At 28.0% G+C, this 26,773-nt stretch carries 1 protein-coding gene (cut by a window edge); it reads left to right on the top strand.

Translation table 11 applies throughout. From position 1 onward, the window contains the following. Window positions 1-26,773, top strand: the 3' portion of a protein-coding gene (locus QZ286_RS03245; protein WP_291255549.1) for a hypothetical protein. 4,517 nt of this gene lie to the left of the window's left edge; the window shows 26,773 of its 31,290 coding nt (coding positions 4,518-31,290); its start codon lies beyond the left edge, outside the window; its stop codon occupies window positions 26,771-26,773.

Genomic DNA, 26,773 nt, shown 5'->3' with positions numbered 1-26,773 from the left:
AAAAATAGCATGGGAATGGCGGCAAGCAAGTGAAATAGAAAATGATGGTGTTGTATTCCCTAAAAAACAAATTACTACTAATGGTAATTTGGAAAATGTATTATATTGGGGAAAAGATAAAAATGGAAAAAATGTAGGAAGTTTATTAAAAATAACTCCAAATTATGATGGTTATGTAACTATTTGGCTGGAAAAAGGAAAAACTAAAATAAATAATCTTGATCTTCAAAAAGTAGAAGGTAATAAAGAAAATGAAGTTTGGGTAACTATACCAACAGATAAATTTGCAGTAAATGAAACTGTAAATGTAAGGGTTAGATACTCTCCATTAAAAGATGATGTAGAAAATTATGATCAAGTTTCAGCTTTGGGAGAAGTAGAAGATTATTTAAATATTAAATTAGTTTCTCCAATTAAAGTAGAGGATATAACAGTTGAAGACTTAGGAGTAGACTTAGATGGAGATTTTAATACAACAAATGATGTAAAAGAAGCTAATAATAAAATAGTAAAATATCATGAAATAGTAAAATATACAGTAAAAGTAAAGAATGAATCAAGTTTACCAGTTATATTAGAAGATATAAAATTAGATACTAATATGGGAATTTATATTAATGGAACATTAAAAGTTATTAATGGTGAAACTTTTATTTCTAAGAATATGGAAAAAATAGAAAATCAAGATAAAAGTATTTTTACTTATATACCGAGAGATATTGAAGTTCCAGTTAATACAAATGGAGAAACATTAACATATAGTTTTGAAATATTAGAAGATAGAGAAGATATAAAAAAATATGGAAATGACTGGAGAAATAGAGATAAGATATATCAAGGTAATGTAGAACATTATAATATTTTAAATACTGATCCAAAAATTAATAGAGGAATGAAAGATACTTTATTAAATAAACAGTATGCTACTTCTATGCCAAATTATAATAAAACAAAGAGAATAGAAAATTACTCTATTACAGCTAGACATTATGAATTGGAAATGGGAGATGGAATAGCTAAATTAGGGGAAAAAATAACATTTGATAATAAAGTTCATGAATCTGATAGATGTAGTTATAGTACATGCTATTATCCAGATTTTTATGGTGAAGGTGATGGTGTAGAATTTGATAGTGCTATTGTTAATGGAAGTAAAAAGAATGTCATAGTTTCTGATGCTGCTACTGAGGTCAAGGTAACAAAAGTATCACATGATGGATATATAAGTGTTTGGGTAGCTAATCCAGAATCTTATGATAGCAGTTACATAAGTTATCCTGAAAGAGTCAATTGGACAAATGTGACTATAAACGGAGTATATGAAGTCAAAAAAGGTACAAATTTAAAAGTTCCAGTTAAGATTATGGGAATAGTTGGAAAAGACACATTCTTAAGAATAAGATACTCTCCTAGAAAAGCAGATATATTAAAAGCTGTAGATAATGGAAATGGTCAAGGATCAGTAACAGGAGAAACAGAAGATTATAGAGTCTATGGAATACCTGCTTTGGAAACAAGTTTTAATCGTTATGATACAAAAGATCATGAAAAACTAGGAATAACTTTTAATAATACTCCAGATGGAAATCAAACTCATAAAGGTAAAGAGGGACAATATTATTTTGGTGAAGATGTAAGCTATAAAATAATTATTAGAAATACAAGTATTGAAGCTTTAGAAAATAAAGAGATAATATTTACAACTGAAATGGCTGATTGGGTATCTAATGCATTTGAAGTTTATAATGGACAAATGGTAGAAGGAAAAATAGATGAGCTTAAACCAAGTGATTTAAATAATACTTCAAGAATAAGTATAAAAAAAGAAACAAATGAAAGTTACTATAAATATACAATAACAGTGGGACATCTAAACGGAAATGAAGCTGTTGAACTAAGAATTCCAATGAAAATAAGAGAACAACTTATAAATAGAGATGATAATAATCACTATATAGAAGGAAATGAAAGTTTAACAATTGCTGGAATCATAAAAGACACAGCTAAATTAAAATTTGGAGAAACTGACTATAGATATTCATTTGGTTCTAATAATGAAGATATAAAAATTAGAGCTAAACATAATATGATAGTTGAAAATATGATTTTAAACAAAAATGGAATAACTAATGATTTAATTAGTGAACATTATGATTATCCAGATAAATATAATGAAACAGAAATTGTCTTAGAAGAAAAGAATAAAGATGATTATTTATTAACAGAAAGTGATTTAAGAAAAGCTAATGGTGGAATAGATGAAAAGTACTTAAAATTAGAACCAGCAACAGATACAAATGGAAATGTAAGTAATTCAGTGTATGTTTCTGGAGAGTATACATTATTCCAAAAAGCTATGAATACAATAAAAGTTGATGCTTCTCACAATGGTTGGGTATCAATAGGATTATTACCTTCAAAACCTTATAGATCTTGTGGTAGTATGTATTTTGGTCATGATAATATTTGGGAAGGAAATAATAATGTAATTTGGTTAGAACCACAACAGGTAACAGTTGGAATTAATAATATTTCTTTAGATTTAACAGGTAAAGATTACTGGCTTAAAGAAAATATAATAAATAACGGTAATTATGAACGTTTTGTTGCATCTTATACTGGACTTTTAAGAATAAGGTATGCTTTAACAAGAGAAGAAGTATTAAAACCAACAGGTATAGCTTATTCTGGAGAGGTAGAAGATTATAAGATAAATCAATTTTTAATGCCAGTAATAGCAGATTTTGAAGGAACTATTCATAATGATGGTGGACTTTCAGTAAATGGGACAACAATAGGAGCTAATGACGGAGTAGTAACTATTGGTGAAAAATTTGAAACAAAAATAAGTATAGAGAATAAAACTTCAACTACACAAAAGAATTTAAAAGTAACATTAGGAACATCTATGAGTACAGTTCAAAAAGTTACTATGAATGGACAAAACCTACCAATAAAAAAATTAGGAAAATATGATTCAAATGATTCTAAAGAATATTCAGGATGGTGTAGTTCATGGCGTTGGTGGTATAATTTTGATAATTTAAGAAATGATGACAAATATAAAGGTAATACTTTTGAAGAATATGAGATAGAATTACCAGAATTAAAAGCTGGACAAAAAGGTACTTTAATTATAGAAGCTACTGTTGATAAAGAAATTAGTAATAACTATAATCCTACAATAGCCAATATAACCCAATATTTATTATTTGATAAGAGAGCCATAGCTCAAAAAGATATTTATACTTTAGAGTATGATATGGGAAGTATTCATAAATTAAAAACTGAAACTGAAAAAGAAGATAGTGTTAAACATTTTAAATTTTTAGAATCAGATAACAAAGTAATGTATTTAGGTAAAACTTTTCAAAATTCTTGGACTCCTGAGGTATCACCTAAAAAATATGAAGAATTTGGAAAAGGCAATGATGGTGAAGGTGTAGAAAAATTTAAAGAATATAGTCTAATAGAAGATAATTTAAAAGGTAAAAATGTTCTTAATTTAGATGCTGTAAATACTTTAAATATTAGAGTAAAAAGAGATGGATTTATTACTTTATGGACAAATGTTGGTAAAGATAATAAATGGGTAAGTCTTTCAAAAGAAAAGAAAGATAGTGAATCTCAAGTTGCTAATACATATTCAGTAAAAGCTGGAGAAAATAATATAGAATTTTATCTAAAAAGTTATCAATTTAATAATTTAGAGGAATTGACACCAGAAACAAAAGCAAATTATCTAAATGATAAAGTTCTTAGAATAAGATATTCACCTAGAGTAGAAGATATAGATACATATAACAAGTACTCTGCTATGGGAGAGGTAGAAGATTATGAATATTCTATAATGCCACCAACTAATGTAGTATTTGAAAGTTGGAGAGATAAAGGAGTAGAAACTAATATAAAAAATCCTACTAGAGAGGATAATATTTTTGGTGCTGATGATTATTTATATACTACTGGTGAAGTAATTAATCAAGTTATAACAATATCAAATATTACAAGTACAAATATAGAAGAAAGTTCTACAGATATATTAAATAGAAGTAGAATAAAATTTGTATCAAATATTGGTGAAATTGATTTAACAAAATGGAATGTAAGATTATTTGCAAATAATTCTGAAACACCTTTAACAGATTCAAAAGATAGGGTAACAGTTGAAGGATCAAATGGAGTTTACTATTTTAAATTTAATAAGCTTGATGGTTTAGAAAAATTAAAAATAAATTTTGATTTTATAGTATCTAAAGAAACATCAGATGGATATGTAAAAAATGATTTATATATATTAGAACGTCATCAAGATCAAATAGGATATGTAGATAAAGAAGTAACTCCACAATTTATAGAAATTGGACAACATAAAAAAAGAATAGGACATACTATGGATGGTGGACTTGCTGGTTGGCATTATAAAGTGAAAGAAGAGCCACATCTAGGAAAAACTATTAAATATGATGGAATGAATTATCGTCATTCAAATTCAGATCCTATAAATACTGGTGATAATGATGGAATTATTAAGATTAATGATAAAGGATTCACTACAAGTTTAACAGAGTTAAATTTAGCAACAGAAGTTGAAAATAGCATAACAGTTACAGCAACTCATGAAGGATTTATACAAGCTTGGTTAGAAATAATAAATCCTGATAATAAACACCAAATTAAGCATTATCCTTTATTCCAAGAGAATGGAAAAGCCAAAACTCATAAATTAGCAGGTGGAAATCAAGAAGAAACTTTAAAATTTATTCTTCCAAATGAATATGAAGGATATAAATTCCATGATGATAGTATGTCTAATGGAAATACTCCAAATCCAAGAAATGAAAAGAAATTAAAAATAAGATATGGACAAATTGAAAGTCAAGTTAATGAATTTTTACCTGATTCTCCAAATTATGGAACTACAGAATATATTTTCAAAGTAGGAAGTACAGGAGAAGCAGAAGATAATATTGTTAACTTAATTGATTCAATAGATACTTATTTTGCTGGTTATGAAGAACTTGGAGTAGAAGTTGATGATTTATCTAAAAATCCAGTAGAGAAAAAAATATATGGATTAAAAGATGGTGATGTTAACTATGGAGAGAGAGTAAGACAAAGTATTATTATTGAAAATAGAGGACATCAGCCATTAACCCCAGCTATTCTAGAAAATAAAAGGGTAAGATTTACTTCGAATAATGGAATATTTGAGTTAAACACAGATAATACTACCATTAATATGGATAGACTTAATTTAGAAGTAGCTTTAAATGATCAGAAAGTGACAGCAGATGAGTATATAGAAATTGAAAGAGTAAGTGATAAAAATTACTTATTTAAAGTTAAAAAAGAGATACCAGCTAATGGAAAATTAAAATTATCATTTAACTATTTTGTACAAGAGGACAATAGTAATCAAGTTATAAACAATTTATATTATATAAACTGCTATAAAAATGTAAATGGAGCAGAGGAAAGTTACCATAAAGCTAATACAAATACTCAAAGAGATAAGCAAGATTATAATAAAAATTTATATCCTCAAATGAAAAAAGATATGGATAATACTGCTTATGTAAGACATTATAAAGTGAAAGAGGAGCCTAAATTAGGAAATACAGTTTCTTATGTAGATAATTTATCTGGTGAATCTATATCAGCTACAACAAATGATGGTGTTGTTATAAGAAAAATAGCAACATATATAGATGAAAAAGCGAATAATAAAGAAGGAAAACCTACATTATTTACAGGTGAATGGAATGATGTAACAGTAAAACCTACTGAAAAAGGATATATAACTTTCTGGTTAGATAATGAGTGGGAAACAACAAATCCACCTAAATTAAAAACACCTATTCAACTTCCAATAAGAATAGCAAATACTTCTAAAGAAAATGAAAAAGATTATCTAGAGCCTTTGATAGTAGGGGAAGAGCAAAAAATAGAAGTATTAATTCCTGATGGAATTTACAGAAATACAAATAATAATGATGCAAGTGGAACTTTAACAATTAGATATTCTCTTGTAAAAGATGAAATTACTGACTTGAAAAAACTTTCAAGAGTAGGAGAGGTAGAAGAGTATAAAGTAAGAGTAATGCCACCAGTAGAAGCTAGATTTTTATCACCATTAGATTATGGGGTAAAATTAAATGGAAGTGCAGATAATCATAGTGGAGAAATACGTGGTGAATATGATAATATTTTAAGCATGAGAGAAAAGTTTGATGAAAGAATACAGTTTAGAAATCTTCATAATAAAACTATAAAACCTCAATATATTCAAAGTGGAAGTAATGTAGCTATACTTGTAAATGATTATTATAGTAAAGGAATAGATGTTCAGTTTGAAGAAAAAACATTAGATCCAAATAGAATAGAAGAACCTAAATCATCAGGAAATACTACTCTTTTAATGAATTTAACTTTAGAAAAAGAGAAAGAAACGATTATAAGAATAAAAAGACAAGTAGATGATAATTTAGAGAGCAATTTATACTATAACGATTATAGAGTTTATGACAATATAGCTATTGGAAGTATTGGGCACTCATCAGGATACCACGTAAATAGTACTTCTCATTGGAACGAGACAAAAGGATTTAACAATGTTGATGTAAATTTAAAGGGAATAGATACAGGACATGGTTATGATGCTCATTCTGATAGTATAAAACCAGTATATAATATAATGGCAAGAGATTATGAAAATGATTATACATATCATGATTACTATTATTATTATACTAATCAAGATTATTATACTGAACCTAATACAGGGACTAGAGGATATATGGTAAAAACTCAAGTTCAGAAAGATAAGTACACAGGGCTTGGAGAGAGAATAAAAGCTGAAAAGTATCCAAAACACTATAGAAATAATAGTTGGGATGATACTGATATGAAAGATACAGATGATGATGGAGTATCTATTAATCCATTAAATTCAAATGAAAAAGCAGACAATAATAATCCTATTTTATATCATAGAGCAAATAATAAATTTGTGGTAATACCTAAAGAAGATGGATATATTAGTATTTGGGTTTGGTCAAGAAATCCAGGATATTGGTCTTATGGTAGCTGGTATGGTCAAACAGCAAAATGGGATGAAGTTGGTTGGCAACCTATTGAATATGCTAATCCAGAAACAGGAAAAGTAGAAACTCCTAGAGAAAAAACTACTTATGCAAATGGTAATGGTATTACAATAAATAGTGGATTTTCAGAAAAAACTTTTAAAGTAAAAGGTGGAGTAGCTAACGAAATAGAACTATATTTAAAAGCTTTAAGTTCTCATACTATTGTAAGAGTTAAATTTAGTCTTGAAAGAGATGATAAAGGTCATAAGTCAGCAACAGAATTTATAAGAGCTGGAGAGATAGAAGACTATAAAATAACAAGATATGATGATATTTTTAAATTTGAAAAAATATTAGTAGAAGATGAAGGAATAAAAGATCCAGAGAGTGATGCTATTTATGAAAAATCGAATGGAAATAAAATAGAAAACTCTTTATCTTGGAAAGAAAAGTTTAAATATAGAATAAAAATCAAAAATAAGGCTCCAGCAAGAAACTTTATAAGATTTTCAAATACTACTTCATATGCTAAAACAGATGTAAGTTCTGGAATAAAAGTAGAAGATGAAAATGATAAAACTAAAATGACAAATGCTAGTATTAAAAATTCTAGTGGAGAAATAACGATTTTAGAAGTTATGGAAATGCCACCAACTTATAATGGTGATGATGGAACTCTTGATTTAATCTATAATGCTCAAGTAACAGAAGAAAAAGACGTTAGACATGAATGGGCAACATATTATGGTGACTATATCTGGAGATCATATGAATTATGGTGGCGTGGTTATGGTGAATTAAGTTGGTATTATAGTCCAACAGAAAGTCCAACATCAAATAGTATAATAATGCTAAATGAAACAATGTTTGAACAAAATAACGGAATATATAAAGCAGAACATTGGCCAGATCATAGACAAAACCCAAGATATTATAGATTCCAAGGACAGGGTAACAATTGGCTTGGAAAAGTAGATAGTTTAACAAAATATGAAAATACTAATTATGCAAAAGATCCAAGACATAAGGATACAAAAGGTTTCTATGATACAGCAAGAAATTACGGACTTGGACTTGTTGGATATATGGATACTGAGAATGAAGCAAGACATTACATGGCTAGAGATAAAGATGGAAATGTAATGAAAATAGGAAATAATATAGAGTTTAAAGATGAAGTATCTAAAAAGCAAGTAACTTTAGATGAAAGAAGAAATCCAGATGGATTAACTATTTTCTATGAGCAATTGGGAACATCTGGTTATAAATTACTTTATACTGGGGTAAGAAACCAAATAAAATTAACAGTAAGTCACCCTGGATATGTTTCATTCTTTATAAATGATGGAAATGATGCAGATAATAGATATAATTATCCTGATCCAAGTTCTGGTAACTGGGGAAATGAAAAAAATAATACTATGATAGTAGCTAAACTCTTAGATAAAAATACTCCTGATCCACAAATTCCAGAAAAAGAAAGTAAAGCAAGAAAAGGAGAAGGAAATTTACCTGATAAGGAAATACCAGAACCAATAAAAGTAGAAGCTGGGGAAAATAAAATAGAGATAGCTGTTCCAGAATATCCAGAAGGAACAAGAATTTTAAGAATAAGATATGCTCTTGACAAAGAGGAAATAAAAAGTCCAGTAGGACCAGCCTCTTCAGGTGAAGTACAAGATAATGCAATTTATTTTAGACCACTTGATACAGGATTTAAATTTCCTAAAGATTTAGGAGTATACAGTGAATACACTCCAGATGAGAGATTAGGTGCAGAAGACAAGATGTATCAATATCTTGAACTATATGAGACACAGTTTACAATGATAAATACATCAAATGCATTTGATCATGAAAATTCTAAGGCTATTCTTGAAACAAATGTTTCTCAATTATATGATAATACTTTAAGAGATCAACTTCATCTTGAAGGAAAAGTTAATAAAGAATCTGATAATACAAAATATCCAGTTTATTATGAAATATACAGAGAGAAAAATATAACAGATAATTTTGATAAACAGGAATTTATAATAAACTCTAAAGGGGAAACAGGAACAAATATTTCAGCGACTGATATAAAAGATAAAACTCCAAGAATAGAAAAGAAAGTAAATACAGAAGTAGGAGAAAGTAAATATAAGTACGAAATAACTATTCCTAAGATGCTTAAGGGTGAGAGAATAAGAATTAGACTTTGGATGATAGTAACAGATGAAGATTTAAATAATAAACTAAATGATAACTGGAGAGTAGTGAATAAACTTAATATAAATGGGGATATTCAAGCTGATCAAATCTTCAATGTAATGAATAGAGACTATGGAAATGGTTATTTATTAAAAGATAAATCTAAAGAAAAAGTCAATGAACCATATTTAGCAGAAACAAGAAACTATTTATTGTATAGTGATAAAAAGAAAGTAAAAGTAACAGCTTTAGCTAGTGCAGTAACAACAGAGCCTTCTCCATTTAAATTTGATGGAAAATCATGGGACGAAGGAAAAGATACAGGAATTGAATTTATGGAATCATCTACTGATATAGCAACAGTAGAAGAACGTAAAGTTATTTATAATAATCTTATAAATACATTAAAAGTACTTCCTTCACACAAAGGATATATTAGTTTTTGGTTAAATAGAGATGGTCATAATTGGGAAACTTCAAAAGAAAAGGATAAAATTTTAGAAGTAGTTTCTCCTAAAGAAACATTAGAACAAAAAAATATAGAACATCTAGTTGAAGATGAAAAAGAACAAGAAGTAAAAATAATTGTTCCAGATTTATCAAAAATAATTCAAAAAGATGAAGAAGGAAATTTCTCTAATAAGGAGAGAAAATATTTAAGAGCTAGATATGCTCTTGATAAAGTTGATATTAATGATCCTGAAAAAACTGCAAGAAGTGGAGAAACTCAAGATTATCCAGTAGAGTTAAGACTTGGACTTGATGCAAAATTACATACATTAACAGACAATGGTTTAAAAATACATAATGAAGGTAGAGAAGTTATTGTAGGTAAAAATGATAGATCCTTAATGCCAGAAGAAGAATTTATAAGAGGAATAAAAATTATAAATTTAACTCATACAGATCAACCAAAAATAACAGTACAATATGGTGCTAAAATTGGAGAGATAATAGAGAAAAATGGTAAACTAGGAAATCCAAGAATATATCTATCTAAATCAGCCGTTGATAAGGAAGAGGGTTCTAAACCTAATTTATTAGCTACTAATGATACTCAAGTACCAGATAAATATGGTAGAAAAATAACAATAGTAGAGAAGAAAGAAATTACTGATGAAAAAAGATATAAAATTATAATAGAACAAAGTGATACTAGACCAGCTATAAAATCAGATGAAGTCTTATATGTTTATTTTGATGCTAAAGTAGTGGGAGAAGATGAAGAAAACTGGGCATATATAGATAGAGCATATGTAGATGGAATTGAAACTGATCAATTCTCTACTGAGATGAAAAGAGATTATGGAAGTGGATATATTAATGGAGATAGTGATTTACAAAAGGAAGCAAGACATTATCTAGTAAGAATTTTAAGAGAAGGAAATGGAAAAAAACTAGAAATCGGAGCTGGACTTGCAGATTTTGAAACAGAAAAGAATTTAGCCAATATAGTAGATGAAGATACATGGATAAGGGATAACGAAAGAAAAGATAAAGGTGTTTTATTTGATAAAGCAAATATAAGTGATAATGCCTTTAAAGCAGTCCTTTATAGTAATGTAAAAAATAGAATAAAAATTTCATCAGCATTCCCAGGATATGTAACTTTATGGTTAAATAATAGTACAAAATATGGTGAAGAGAATAAGTGGGCAGTAGATCAAAAAGATCTAATTACAGCAAGTAAAAATGAAAAAGATAATAAATATAATAGATGGAATAAACTTGCTGGTAGATTTAATTTGCCTAAAGATGAAACAGAAGAAATAATAGAAGATAAAAATCATAAACCAACAAGTGTATTTATAAAAGTAACAGAAGGTGTTGGTAGAGATAGGATAGTAAGAGCGAGATATTCAATAGCTCAAGAGGATTTACAAATAAAAGATGGACAAGGAACTTCTAGTGGAAAGGGAATAATGTATCCAAAAGGTACTGCCTATACTGGAGAGGTAGAGGACTACAATGTAAGACTTGTCAGTGGAATAAATGTAAAACTAAAGGAACTTAGAGATATTGGAATAACTGTAGATGAAAAACTAGATAATACAGAAAAAGTTCATACAGAAACTATTTCATTAAATGAAGAAGATGAAAAAGCTCGTAAATTACTAAGAGTTGGAGTAAATGATAAAAATGTATCTTTAGGTGAAATAGTTGAAAATGTTGTGGAAATAGTAAACAGAACAGATGTAGAACAAAACGGATTTGTAGAAACAGATAAGAATCCGATTGTTTTAAAAATCAATAATGGTTGGTTAGAAACAACAAAAGATAATTCACAAGAGCCATATATTTGGATAGAATCTGAGATAAAAGATAAGCCTGAAACAAAGAAAGCCTTTTTAAATAGAGTAAGCTCTTGGAGACCAAGACCTGATGTTGTAGATAATCCAGCTGGTCCAACAGAAGAAAATCATAGAATAAGAATAGTAGATTCAACTGATAAACTAATAAAAAGAGAACCAAATAAATATCTAGATGATGGTTCTAAATACTATGAAATTTTAGTTGATAAAATCTTAGGAAATGAAACTTTAACAATCTCTTTAAGACAACATATAACAGATGAATTTACTGGAGAACAAAACGGAACTTTTAATACTATAAGTCAAATTATATTTGAAGAGAACAATAAAGTAGATGGTTCAGTAGATGAATCTGTAGATAGAAAGCCAAAATCATTACCAATGTTAAGAGATTATGGTGTAAGTTTATCTGAAGAAAAAAATAAAGATGTTAAGGAAGCAGTAAGACATTACTATACTTCTGATATGTATCTTGGAACAGGAGTAATTGATAAAACTAATAATACTCCAAAAGATCACACAACAGTAACAACAGAGGAACAACCTAATAATGATAAGGTTGGAACAGGATTAAACTCTAATGAGGCTGATGATGGAGTTGAGTTTAATAAAATAGGAGCACCAAAAGAAATAGGAAATTATCAAAATAAAAACCTTATTTATGATGATGCTTGGAATAAAGTAACTCTTCATCTAAATCATAAGGGATATATAACAGTATGGTTATCAGATAATGGTAATATTTGGAAAGAAGCAGATAAGTTGAAAATGGCAATAACAAAAGATAATTTACAACCAAAAGAAAATACACCAATTTATGATGAACCAATGCCAGTAGAACCAGATAAAGAAGGAAAAGCAATAATATACTTTAAAACTCCAAAAGATAAAAAAGGATATCTAGGACAGGCAAAGAGATTTAGAATTAGATATGCTTTAAATAAAGAAGATGTTGCTACTATGGAAAGTGTGGCAAGATCTGGAGAAGTAGAAGATTATGAAGTAATTGTTGTACCAACTGTTGAACTTGAGTTAGATAAGTATACTGATCTAGGAATAGAAAATGTAAATGACTTTAATAAAAGAGTGGGAGTAAAAGATGGATATTTAGCACCAACAGAAGATGTTTTACATAATATTATTATAAAAAATAGAACTGATGTAGAGCAAAGAAATGTTGAGTTTACTTATACTACTGATATTGGAGAAGTTTATTTAGACTATTTTGAAATTTGGGATAAAGATGAAAAGAATATGATTTCTAAAAATGATAAATCTCAAGTTAGAAAAGTGACAATAGAAGCTTTAGGAGAAAAAGAAAATCTTGTAGATAAGAAAAAAGCTAAAGAGTATAAAGTTACTTTAGGGCAATTAATGGGAGATGAAACTTTAATTATTAAACTAAAACAAAAAGTTTTAGGAGAAGGAAAAGAAACTAATATTTCTCCAACTGATATGACAAGTGGATTCCCAATATTAATAGCTAAAAAAGATTGGTATTTATCTAATGAAGTTTATTATGGAATAAGAGCAGAAGATAAAGTTGGACAAGATAATGCTGAAAAATATAAAATCTATGCAACTTCTAATAAAGAGATGTTAAGAGATTATGGAAGTAGTATGTTAAGAAATTATAATAAAAATATTCATACAGAAGCTAGACATTATATTGTTTCAACAAATATAGATGCTATGAACATAGTATCTCCTAAAGTTCAAGAAGAAAATAAATATAATTTAATAAAATTAGGAAAACTTCTTGATACAGAAGAACAAATAGAAAATGAAGTTACTGAAGATGATGGATTAACATTTGCAAAAGAAGAAACTACTAAGAAAAATATTATTTATAATAATATGATTAATAGAATTCCTTTAGAAGTAACTCAAAAAGGATATATTTCAGTATGGCTATCTAATAATCCAACAACTAATGGTGCAAACGATTATGATACAGATTATAGTATTAAACTGATTGATAGATTAGTTTATGACCCTCATAATGTAAATAATACTGAAGAAACAGATCAATCAGGTAAAAAACCAGTAGTTATAAAAGAAAATGGAAAAGCAGATTTATTACTACATATTCCAAATCTTGAAGGATACTTTGAAAAGGCTAGTGGAAATATTAATGATGGATTTAAATATTTAAGAATTAGATATGCTTTAAATCCAGAAGATATTATAAATCCATATGGTCCAGCAAAATCTGGAGAGGTAGAAGACTATAAACTTAAGGTTGTAAGAGGATTTAATGTTCAGTTTGACAATGAAAATGAATCAATTTATAAACCAAAAGATTTAGGATTCTATGAAAATAACTGGAAAAAAGAAGATTGGACTTTAACAGGAACAGATGTAAAATCTCAAGGTGGATTTAATGATGAATATATTGGATATGGGGAATATGTAAAACATAGAATAAAAATTCAAAACTATACAGATTATCCTCAAGAAAATAAAACCTTTATCTTTACTTCAAGTTTAGGAAAAATAGTTAAACTTACAGGAGAAGATGAAATAAATCCAACAAATTCAGATAATTCTATAATTAAAGTAGTATCTAAAAAATCAATAGAAGATAAAAAGATTTCTATTGATAAGGTAGCTTATGAAAGTCTTCCAAGTGTTGACTCTAATGAATATAGAAATATGAATCAATATCAAATAACTATTGGTAAGGTAGAATCAAAAGAGGAAATTATAATTGAGTTTGTAGAAAAAATTACAAATGAAGATATAATTAAAACTAATGGTTCTGACTGGAAAACTATGAATAAGATATTTGTTGATCTTGAAGATCCAAGTAAGAGTGATTTAGGATCAAGTAGAATATTTGTAAAAGAGATGTTAAGAGATTATGGAAATAATAATGGAAATCCAAGTAATGCAACAGAATCTCCAAGACATTATTTAGCAAAAGTAGGGGAATTAAATGGTAATTTTGTACAACTAAGAAAAGAAAATATAGTTGAAAATGTAACACCAGAAAATCAACCAAGTCAAGATAGTGGAAACGATGGTGTGGAATTACCAAGTATAAAAGATAGTACAGAAAAATCTCTATATAATAATTATAGAAATAAGATAACTGTTTACCCTACACATGATGGACTTATAAGAATTCAAATGACTAATGAAGATGGAACAAATATAAATAAAAATTGGAGTTCTGCAATAGATGTTCTTAGAAAAGATGGAGATACAAATAGTACAGAAATTTTACAAACAATAGAAGTAAAAGGTGGACAACCTAATGAAATCTATATTCAAACACCGAATCAACCAAATACTAAACAATTATTAAGAGTAAGATATGCTCTTGATAAAGAAGATTTAGAAGATAATAATATAATTGGAAGAACTGGAGAAGTTGAAGAATATATTGTTAATCTTCAAACAGGAATAAATGTAAGATTTGTTGATTCTATAAATGGTGAACATTTTAAAGATATTGATGATAAGATAGAGGAAGCTATTTTAGAAAAATCAACAGAAGATAAATTTATTCAAGATTTAGGAATTGTAGTTGATAGAGGTGGAATTAATACTGATAGCTTGAGTGATGGACATAGCAACTTTGGTAAAGGAAATAGAGCTGGATACCATGATGGACATTTAATTCCAGAAGAAGAATTTATAGAGTTAATTAGAATTTATAATATGACTGAAATTAACCAAGGGGCAGAGATGGTAATTGATGCTGAAATTACTAATGCTGAATGGATTTTAGATAATACTCAATTATTTATAGATGATGATAAATTAACAACTCTTAAAATTATAAAAGAAACAAATATAAAAGATTATATTTCTAAAATAGAAAAAGATAGTCTAAATTCATCTGGAAATAATAAATATAAAATAACATTAAAATATATTCCAGCAAATACTTCACTATATTTAAAAATAAGAGCTAGAGTATTAGAAGAAGCTAAAACAGAAAAAACTTCTCAAGAAATTTTTGTAAAAGGAGAACTATCAGTTAATAATAATGCTGGTGGCGGACAAGAAAATGGTCAACAAAATAATGCCCATACTATTACAAGAAAACTTGAGAAAGATTTTGGAAGTAAACATTTTGGTGATGATGCTAGAAACTATGTTGCATCAATAATTGATACAGAAGTTAATAAACCAAATGTTCAAGTTGTTAATAAAAAATTAATGTTGGAAAAACTAAACCAAGATAACATGGTGGAACATTTAATAAAATTAGGAAAAACTGTATCAACAGAAGATAATTCAAGAGAAGAGTTTTCAGTAGATAATGGATTACTTCTTCCAAAATATAGTGGTGTTACAGTAGGTGGAGATAATGAATTTAGAGAACAATCTATTTTAAATGAAATAGAAAAAGAAAAAACAATAGTTCTTTATAATAATTTCAAAAACCTAATTCCTGTTTTACCATCACAAGATGGATATATAAGATTATGGTTATCAGATATTAATGTTAATAAAAAATCTTGGGATAAATTAGAGAATGGAAAAAATTCTCAATTAGAAAAATCTTTATTTGAAGTAAATAAAAAAGAAACTTCATTAAATGGAGAAAATCAATTATCAGTTTTAATTGATAATAAACTTGGAACAAATAATATTGGAAATAGAAGTTACTCATATAGTCAAAATCCAACATTTATATTAAGAGCAAGATATTCATTATTAAAAAATGATGATGGAGCAGAGGGATATAATAAGATCGGAGAGGTTGAAGATTATAAGGTAAAATTAATTCCAGGATTTGAAGTTAATTTTGAAAAGACAATAGATTTAGGAGTTCCTGTTGATGAAAATTCACTTGATAAGTTAATGACAGCAAATGAAATTGGTTTAAATAAAGAAAATTATAAATCTTTAAAAACTAATATGGTAGGAACTAATGATGAAAATATTGGACTTGGTGAATATGTGTTACAAACAGTAACATTTACAAACCTATCTAAATTAACTCAAGAAAACCAAGAACTTAAATTAAGAATAAATAATGGAGTAATTACTGATGATAAAGTAAAACTTGTAAGTATTACAAGAAACATTGATTTATCAGATAATGATAGTTCAAAAGAATCTGTAAAAGAGGAAAAAGATAAGACAGGTCAAATAGATCAAATAATTAAAGTAGATAATGGTATAATGCCACTTGCTAATTCTGATAATTATAGTGAATACACTATAAAAATTAAAGAAATTCAAGGAAGAGAAACTTTAAGATTAACTTATCTTGTAAAAATTACTTCTGAAAATATGACTGAGGTTACAGATGGAAATACAAAAGATAAAGCTTGGCATTTCATTCAAAACGCTTATGATAAAGTAACAAATATTCAGTTAGCACAAAAAGATGTTCCTATGTTAAGAGATTATGGAGAAAATTTTGTAGGTAATTATGATTCAACAAAGGATAAACATTATATTACTTATGGAAATGTAAACCCAGCTTATTTAGGAACAAAAGTTACAGAAGAAAATGGACCACAAGTATCAAATGATAATGATGGTGTTACTTTTGGTGAAGTTAAACCAGATGTAAAAAATCTAGCTGAAACAGGAAATATAATTTACTCTGATATGAGAAATAGTATTAAAGTAGAGGCAACTCATGACGGTTATATTGCATTATGGTTAAGTGATGGTTTAGGAGCAGATAAAAAATATAGTATTCCACTTAATAAACCAAAAGATGAAAATTCTCAAACTGAAACAGTGGAAACTAATATGTATGAAGTAAAAGCAAATCAAGACAATCATATTAGCTTTATAGTGCCAAAATTATCAGCTACAAATGGCGAAGAAAGAGTACTAAGAGTAAAATATGCAGTTCATAAAAAAGATTTAGAAAAACCAGAACAAACAGCTTTAACTGGTGAGGTAGAAGATTACAAAGTTATAATTCAAACTGGAATGGATGTTATGTTTGGTGATGGAAAGGTTGAAAATGCTAAATATACACCTTTAGATTTAGGAGTACCTTGTGAAGAACATAGTGATAAATCTTTAGGAGATAGAGATGGATACTTTGCACCAAATGAGATAATAGAACATACAATAACAGTTAAAAACTTTGTAAATGAGGTTCAAAAGAATAAAGAGATTATTTTCAAGAGTAATCTAAATACATTGGTTAAAGATGGATATAATGGTAAGGACTTTGAGATTATTACTACTGGCACTGGAGAAATTGAATCAATAACTCCTATAATGGATAGTAAAATTATTGAAGCAAATCAGTATTTAATAAAATTAAAAACTGTAAACCCTAAATCAGACTTTACATTTAAGGTTAAATTTAGAGTAACTGGAGAAGATTTTAAAGATGGTAAGTCATATATTCAAGATAAATTGGTATATGATAAAGTAGAACCAAATATTGAACTTCCAAAAGAAACTGCTAAAGAAGAAAACTTAAATCATAGAGTAAGTGTTGAACTAATGAAACAAGATTATGGAGATAATTTTGTAGGAAGTTATGATGCAACAACAGATGCAAGACACTATATTACATCAGGAATAACAAGAGCAACTTGGACACACCCAGCAATACTAGGAAGTGTAATAACATCAGAAGATGGACCAGTTAATTCAGATGATAATGATGGAGTTATTTTTGATAAAAAAGTTGTAGGAGATAAAAATGTAAATATTATCTATGACAACTTAACAAATAAGATAACTGTATCAGTAACTCATAAAGGATATATCAATGCTTGGTTAAGTAAGGGAAATACAACTAATGACAAGTGGGAAGATTCAATACCAATACAATTAAGAACAGATGTAAATGCTATTTCAGAAGTTGTAAATAAAAACAATCCAATAGAAATAGAAGCAGGAACTACTGATATTGCTTTTGATTTAAAAGATGTATTGAAAAATATAGGTACATCAGAAGAGAGAATACTGAGAATAAGATATGCTGTAAATCAAAATGAAATAAAAGACCCTGTTGGAATGGCAAGTACAGGAGAAGTAGAGGATTACAAAGTCTTAGTTGAAAAAGGTACAGAGGTTAAATTCGGTAAAGATAAAGAAGAAAAAGGATATAAACCAGTTGACTTAGGTGTAACTTACAAGGCTGAAAATAAAGATGTAACTTTAGGAGCAAAAGATGGATATTATGCACTAGATGAAATAATAGAGCATACAATAACTGTCTATAATAAATCAAATCATCATCAAGAATATCAAGATATAGTATTTAATACTAATATTTGTGGAGAATTCATTGGATTTGTAGATGAAGATAAAAAATATGCAGAATTAATACCAGTTAATAAGCAACCAGATAATTTAATAAATTATATAATAAGAGTAAAAGATATTAAAGCTACAACAAAAGATGAAGTAGGATATAGAACTATAAAAGCTCGTTTCAAAGTAACTAAAGAAAATCTTGATAAAGATTATAAATTCTATATAAAAGATAGAGTAGTTACAATAGATGAGGAAAGCTTACCAGAATATACTGAATTTGATATTAATAATCAAGTAAGTTTAGTTAAAATGGAAAGTGATTATGGAGAAGCTGGAAAAGGATTTATAGAAGTAGATTCTGAAGAAGTAGCAAGACATTATATAATTTCAAAAGAAAATGGAAGCAAACCTGCATACTTAGGAGAAAAAATATCAAAAGAAGATAAACCACAAATATCAGATGATAATGATGGTGTAGAATTTGATAAGGTAGAAATAACTAAATCAAATGATAATAGAAATATATTATTTAATGATTTAGAAAATGCTTTAAATATTTCTACTAACAGTGAAATCGGTGGATATATAACTCTTTGGTTAAGTAATAAAGAAGCAAAAGACTGGAAAGGTTCTATAAATCTTCCAATTCTTGTTGATGGTGAAGAACCAGCAAAAGATAAAGTAAAAGGATATAAGATAAAATTAGGAAAAAATAGAGTTAAATTTATTTTACCAAAATTAGAATTAAATCCTGAATTAAAAGAGGAAGAAAGAGTATTAAGAGTCAGATTTGCTTTAGATGAAAAAGATATATTAAAATCTACTGGAATGGCAAAAACTGGAGAAGTAGAAGATTATAAAGTAGTTATTAAAGATGGAATGGATATTAAATTTGGAACATTTGAAGATACAACAGAGTATAGACTAGAAGATTTAGGAATACCTTGTGAAGAACATAAAGAAAAATCTTTAGGAGATAGAGATGGATACTTTGCACCAAATGAAATTGTAGAACATACAATAACAGTTAGAAACCTAACTAATACAGAGCAAAGAGATAAAGAATTCTATCTAAATAGTAACTTATTGAATTTATTATTAAATGATGATAAGGTAGTTTACGAAGTTGTAACTCCAGAAGAAAATGGAAGTATAGAAAGCATTGAAAATGGAAAAATTAGCTTACTAACTTTAGATGAAACAAATAAATATTCATACAGAGTAAAAATAAAAGAGATAGCTCCGAAAAAAGATATTACATTAAAAATAAAACTAAGAATAGATGGAGAATCTTTTAGAAAACTAGGAGAAGTTCAAAAATCCGTAATAGAAGATAGAATAGTATTTAATGGTATAGAACCAGATACGGAAGAATATAAAAATAGAAAAAATCTTCAAGTAATGGAACAAGATTATGGAAATAATTTTGTAGGAAGTTATGAAGTAACAACAGATGCAAGACACTATATTACATCAGGAATGACAACTGCATTATGGACACATCCAGCGATACTAGGAAATGTAATAACATCAGAAGATGGACCAAATAGTTCAGATGATAATGATGGTGTAGAGTTCAGTACTAATGTTGATGAACAAGGAAATAAAACAAATATCCTTTATAACAACTTAACAAATGAGATAGTAGTAAAACCTACACACTCTGGATATATTTCTGTTTGGTTAAGTGATAAAGATACAAAAGATTGGAAAAATTCTAAAAAATTAAATATTAGATTAACTCCAGAAGAAGATATAAAAACTTTTGCTGAAAAAGGAAACACTTTAAAAATAGAAAGTAACAGTATAGAAAAATATCCGAATGGTGTACATATTTCATTTGATTTAGGAGAGGAATTAGAGGATAAAGCTATACCAGAAGATAGAATTATAAGAGTAAGATACAGCCCTATTAGTGACAAAGAGGTAGAAAATCCTACTGGAATGGCAACTGCTGGGGAAGTGGAAGACTACAAAGTAAAAATTATTTCTGGTGTAACAGTTAAATTTGGTAGTGAAATTGAAACTGAAAAAGATTATAAGCCAGAAGATTTAGGAATAACTTATAATTATATAAATGGTGAAGGAATGTCTAGTGAGGCTACTTATGGAGATAAAGATGGAAACATCTCTCCAAAAGAGATAATAGAGCATAAGATTACTATTTTAAATAAAACAAATAGTGTTCAGAAAGATTTATGGTTAGTCTATAATAGTAACATAGCTGGAGAATTTGTAGAGTTAGTAAAAGAGGAAGTAGGAAAAGGAGAGGTTCAAGGTAAGTCAGAAGTATATGGACATCACAGTGAAAGAATAATTTTACCTGTTGATGGATATAAATATACAATTCTTGTTCCACACATTCCAAGTTCTTCATATAGAACATTAACTTTAAGATTCAAGGTTACAGAGGAGAATTTAAAAGAAGGAGTGAAAAAAGGAAACGAAACTTCTGATTATAAATTCCATTTAAAAGATAGATTAATTTATGATAATCATATTCCTGAATTTAAACCTTATAATGAGGACAACAGAGTAAGCTTAACTTTAATGAATAGAGACTATGCTGGAAATCTTGTTGAAGTTGGTAAAGATGATGAAGCTACAAGACATTATTTAACAACAGGTGATAATGGATTATTCTTAGGAGAAAAAGTTAAAGAGGAAAATAAACCACAAAATTCAGATGATAATGATGGTATAATTTTTGATAAGGATAATTTAGGAAATAATATTCTATATGATGGCTTAAATAATAAAATAAAAATTAAAGCTAAAGGAAATGGATTTATTTCAGCTTGGGTTACAGAAATAAAAGATACTTCAATAGATAACAGTGATAGACTAGAATTTAGAGATAAGGATACTCAAATAACAACACCAACTAAATTAGTTTTAAATGGTGATAGTGATGTAGAGTTTATTCTTCCAGAATATTTAGTGGAAGCAAATAAGAATGAACTTGAAAAAGCATTTATTATTAGAATTTCTGCTGATAAAAATGAACTTGAGGAAAAAATGGCTGTAACAGGAGAGATTGAAGAGCATAAAGTTGTAATAAGACAGGGACTAGATGCTGTGTTTGGAATGGAAAAAGATGAAGATTACTATCCAGTTGATTTAGGATTTATGACATCTGAAAATAAATTGGTTGGAGAACATGATAGAAATATTGTTCCAGGAGAAACAGTAGAGCATACAGTAACTATTATTAATAAAACAAATGCTGTTCAAAGTAAATACATCTATTTTGAAACAAGATTAGGAGAAGTTTTATTTGATAAAATTGAAGAGTATGGAAATAATTACTTTGAAATGTTAACAAAAGATACTGGAAATATCAGTAGTATTGAAATGGAAAGAAGATATGGAGATATTACAAGATACAAAGTATACTTTGAAAACTTAAAAGAAAATAGTGCTATGAGCTTTAAATTTAGAATGAAAATTACCGAAAGTAGTAATAGAGAAAATAAAGTTAATAGAAATGACTATAAACTTTATGAAAAAGAGGAATTTAAAGTAAAAGATAGATTAATAGCAGGACAATATATTCCAGACTTTGATGATGAAAATCAAGTAAAAGGAAGAAGGGTATCACACGGATTGATGGAAAGAGATTACTCTAACAAAGATTCAAAAGATACAGTAATTCATTTTAGAGCAGGAATAATAGATCCAAAAACTAAGATAGTTTCAAAACTTTATAAACTAGGTGATAAGATCTCTATTGAAAATGAGATAAAACCTGATGATGATACTGATGGAATTATCCTTGTAAATGGGGAAGAACCAAAAGTTGATGAAGGTAATGCAAAGGAAAAAATTGTTCAAATAACAAGAGGACAAGAAAACAAAATAAAAGTTAAAACTTCTCAAGAAGGATATATTAGTTTCTGGTTAACAGGAAATAATAGAGGAAAAGATAACTTTGATTGGGTAAGAATAGGTGATGTACACAAGGTTACACAACAAGAACAAGAGTTAACTATTGATCCTAATGATTTAGAAAAAGCTCTATCAGGTATTATCTTGTTAAGAAAAGATGAACCATTAGACTTTAGATATTTAAGAGTTAGATATTCAGCTGATAAAGATGAGATTATGAATGCCACTGGTTATGCAAGAAGTGGAGAAGTTGAAGAATACAAGGTTCATATGAAAAATGTAACTGGAATAAAAGTATCTAAAGAGCAAGGTGGAGATAGAGAGGTTATTGCTGGTGAAAGAGTAACATACACACTTAAATTTACAAATGCAACACAAGGTATAATAAGTGATGTTGTAGTTGAAGATGATTTAACTAATACACTTTCTCCAAATGGAAAAAATGTAGCTAAACTTGATAAGGGAAGTATAAGAGTTGTAGAAGGATTAGAAAATGTAACTGCTGAAAAGAATATTGTATTTACAGTTACAGACACAAAAATCAAAGCAGAAGTAGCTAAATTTGATAAAAAATATTTAGAGATTGAATTTGATATTGTAATAAACAATCCTGTAAAAGTAGAACAAAATACAGAACTTCCAAATAGTGTAACTATAACAGAAAGTGGTGTAAGTCAAGAGATACATGACCCAGAACCACCAATTTTAGTTCCAAGTAATGTAAAAATAGAGGCAAGTAAGGACTATGAAGCATATAGACCAGATGAAAATGGAAATATAGATTACTCTAAACCACTAGAAAATTACTTTGCTTTTGATGATCATAATGAGGTAGATTCAAATGGTGAAAATAGAAGTGTAGTAGTTTTACCGGGAGATAGAGTAAGATACTTTATTAGAATTTACAATAGTGGAGATAGTGTTGCATGGAGTCCATTGTTTGTAGAAGATACAGAGAGATGGAAAGAAGTTTATAAGGTAGCTGATTTTATAGAGGGAAGTTTCAAGGTAGTTAATAGTGAAGGAAAAGATGTTACTATTTATAAACCATTAAATGAAATTTCAAGAGAAGAAATTAAACCAGAAGATGTAAAACCAGATGCTAAGAATAGAATCTATGCAATTATTGAGAGAATAGAGCCTAAAGAGTATGTAACAGTTACTTTTGATGTAAAAGTTAAAAATGAATCTGAGATTAAGGATATAAAATATCCTCATTATTTAGAAAATACAGCATTAGTAAAACCTAATTCAGATAAAAAATATGATGAAGGAGCATACACTCAAGGACCACATCTTGAATCACTATTAAAATCTAAAAAGACATCTTTAGATGAAAGTGGAGATAGATTTATATATCCTACAGAAAAATTCTGGTATGATATAGAGATTGAAAACTATTCAGCTCAGAATGTAAGTGATATTAAAATAGAAGATGATCTAAGTTATATGTTAAAATTTGCAAAAGTTGAGAGCATGACTTTAAAAATCTTTAAAGAAAAATCTGAAACTTCATATAAAGAGATAGGAATTATACCTGAATCAGTAATTAATAGTAATGGAGAATTAAAATATTCATTACCAACTGCATTGGAAGGAAAAGAAAGAGCTGTATTAAATATAACTTTCAAAGCTAATAGTACATTTGAAAATACAGGAATAAATGAAGATAAGAAATTCTATAACACTGCATTTATTAAAAATGGATTATTCGTTCCAGAAGAAATTATTGATGAGGGACTTGGATTTGATGTAACAATTAGAGTTGAAAAAGAGGCTCTAGATGTAAGACCAAAAGAAGAAGATGAAAATTCTAAGTGGACAAATCCAGAAAATCATGTGCTACAACCTTATGAAGAACTAGAATATACAATTAAGTTATTCAACCCATCTATTAAAGAGAAGGTAGTAAACTTTAAAGATTATCTAACTGAAAAAGTTAAAGATAAGGACAAAAAAGAAAAGAACATAGAACTATTTGATACTGTTGATTTTATTGATAAATCAATAGAGGTTAGTGGAGCAATTTCAAATACTTTAAAATATAACAAAGATAGTAAAGATATTTCTGGAGATATAAAAATAAAAGCAAATGGAAATGTAGAAGTTAAATTTAGAGTAAAATTAAAAGTTCCATTAACAAATGGATTGGAAGCTAGAGATTATCTAGTAAATAAAGTAGAAGCGAAAGATACTAAAACAAATAAAACTAATAGTGCTTTTGCAGAAATTCCAATTGATTATAGAATTCAAATAGAGCTATCCTCAAGAGTTCTAGAAACTATGTCAGGAAAAGAAGTTGAAAATAATCCTAAGAAAATTGTAGAAACAGGACAAACTATTGAGTATAAATTTACTTTTGTAAATCCATTTAATAAAGAAGTGGAAATTCAAGGACTGAACCATTTGGCTAAACAGAAGAATGAAGTTGTTGAAATTTTAGGAAATATTCCTCATTACACTGATATGAACTTACAAGAGAATGAAAAACCTAGAATTATATACCACGAAGAACAAAAAGTGGAAGATAGTAAAAATACTATAAGTGCTTTTGTGGAAACTCAAAAGTTATTTAAAAATAGTGATGTTGATACAAAATCAGTGGGAATTAAAGGTAAACTTATTCTTCCACCTATGTTAAAAGATAAAAAAGGAACTGGAGTAACAGAGGCTATATTTAGAGTAAAAGTCTATGATGAATTACCTCAAGATGTAGAAGATGCAATAGAAAAGGCAATTGAAAATAAAGTTCCTGGTGTAGATATAGAGGAAGATGCAGTGCCAGTACACAATGCAGGACAATTCATAGAATCAAGACATATTTCAGGATCAGAAACTAAAGCATTGAGAGTTCTTCAAAGTAAGAAATATAATTATGATGAGAACAATATAATAAATGCTAAAGATCCAGAACCACCACATTTAGTAGCAATTGAAAAAGATGAAGTAATCAAAATTTCAAAACAAGCTAATAAAGAGCAAGTTAGTGTTGGAGATCTAGTAGCTTATGAACTAGATATTACAAATACTAAAGATTCTGGTGGAGGATTGACAGAGATCCATGTATGGGATAAGTTACCACCTGGATTTAGATATGTAAAAGGAACAGCAAGAATCTACAGAAAAAATGAAGCAGGAAAATATGTAAAACAGAAAGTTGAACCAGAATTTTCTGGAAAACATATGGAGTTTATTATTCCTAAATTAAAAGGTAAAGAGAATTTGAAAATCACATATATATTAAGAGTTGGAACAGGAGTTACACCAAATGTATATGAAAATATTGCTCATGTAGCAAATAAGAAAGATAAGAGAATTTCAAATATAGCTAGAGCCTTTGTAGATGTTGTTTTAGATAGATTGTTTGATATGTCTACTGTGATTGGTAAGGTATTCCATGACAGAGATGGAGATGGTTGGCAAGATGATGCTAATGCTTATGATGTAAGAATCGAGACAAAATCTCATAGAGATAATTATGAAAATATTGATGGTTGGTATGTAAATACTAATAAGTATTATTGGTACTATACTAGAATAAAAAATGGAGAGTTAGGAGATATTTTAGGTAGAGAGTTGGAAACAGAAGAGATACCGAAAATGATCCTAAGAAGAAGAATAAAATCTCCAGATAAGATCTCAATATTGGAAATAACTACTGATAGCGGACTTCACTTAACAATGCTCCCTAATGGAAAAGTGATCAAAATAGAAAAAGGAGAGTTGAGAAGAGGAGAAGTAGGAGAAAAATTAAAAGTAAATAGAAAGATTATAAAAGTATCAGGATTCTATTATGAACAGATAGAGCTATATAATCTAGGAGTACATGAAGAGGGAATAGCAGGAGCTAAACTTTCGACTATAGATGGATTAGTGGTAACAACTGATAAGTTTGGAAGATATCATATAGAGGATATTCCAATAGAAAGTGTAAGAGGAAATAACTTTATAATAAAAGTAGATCCAGTAACACTACCACTTGGAAGTAAATTTACAACACCAAATCCATTAGTAAAAAGAATAGGACATGTAGTAGAGAAGTATAACTTTGGAGTACAGTATCCTACAGATGAACCAAGATCAGCAGAATAG

The sequence above is a fragment of the Fusobacterium sp. genome, assembly GCF_019012925.1.
Taxonomy (GTDB): domain Bacteria; phylum Fusobacteriota; class Fusobacteriia; order Fusobacteriales; family Fusobacteriaceae; genus Fusobacterium_A.
Note: the sequence above shows the minus strand (reverse complement) of the source record. Positions and strands in the feature narration are given on the sequence as shown.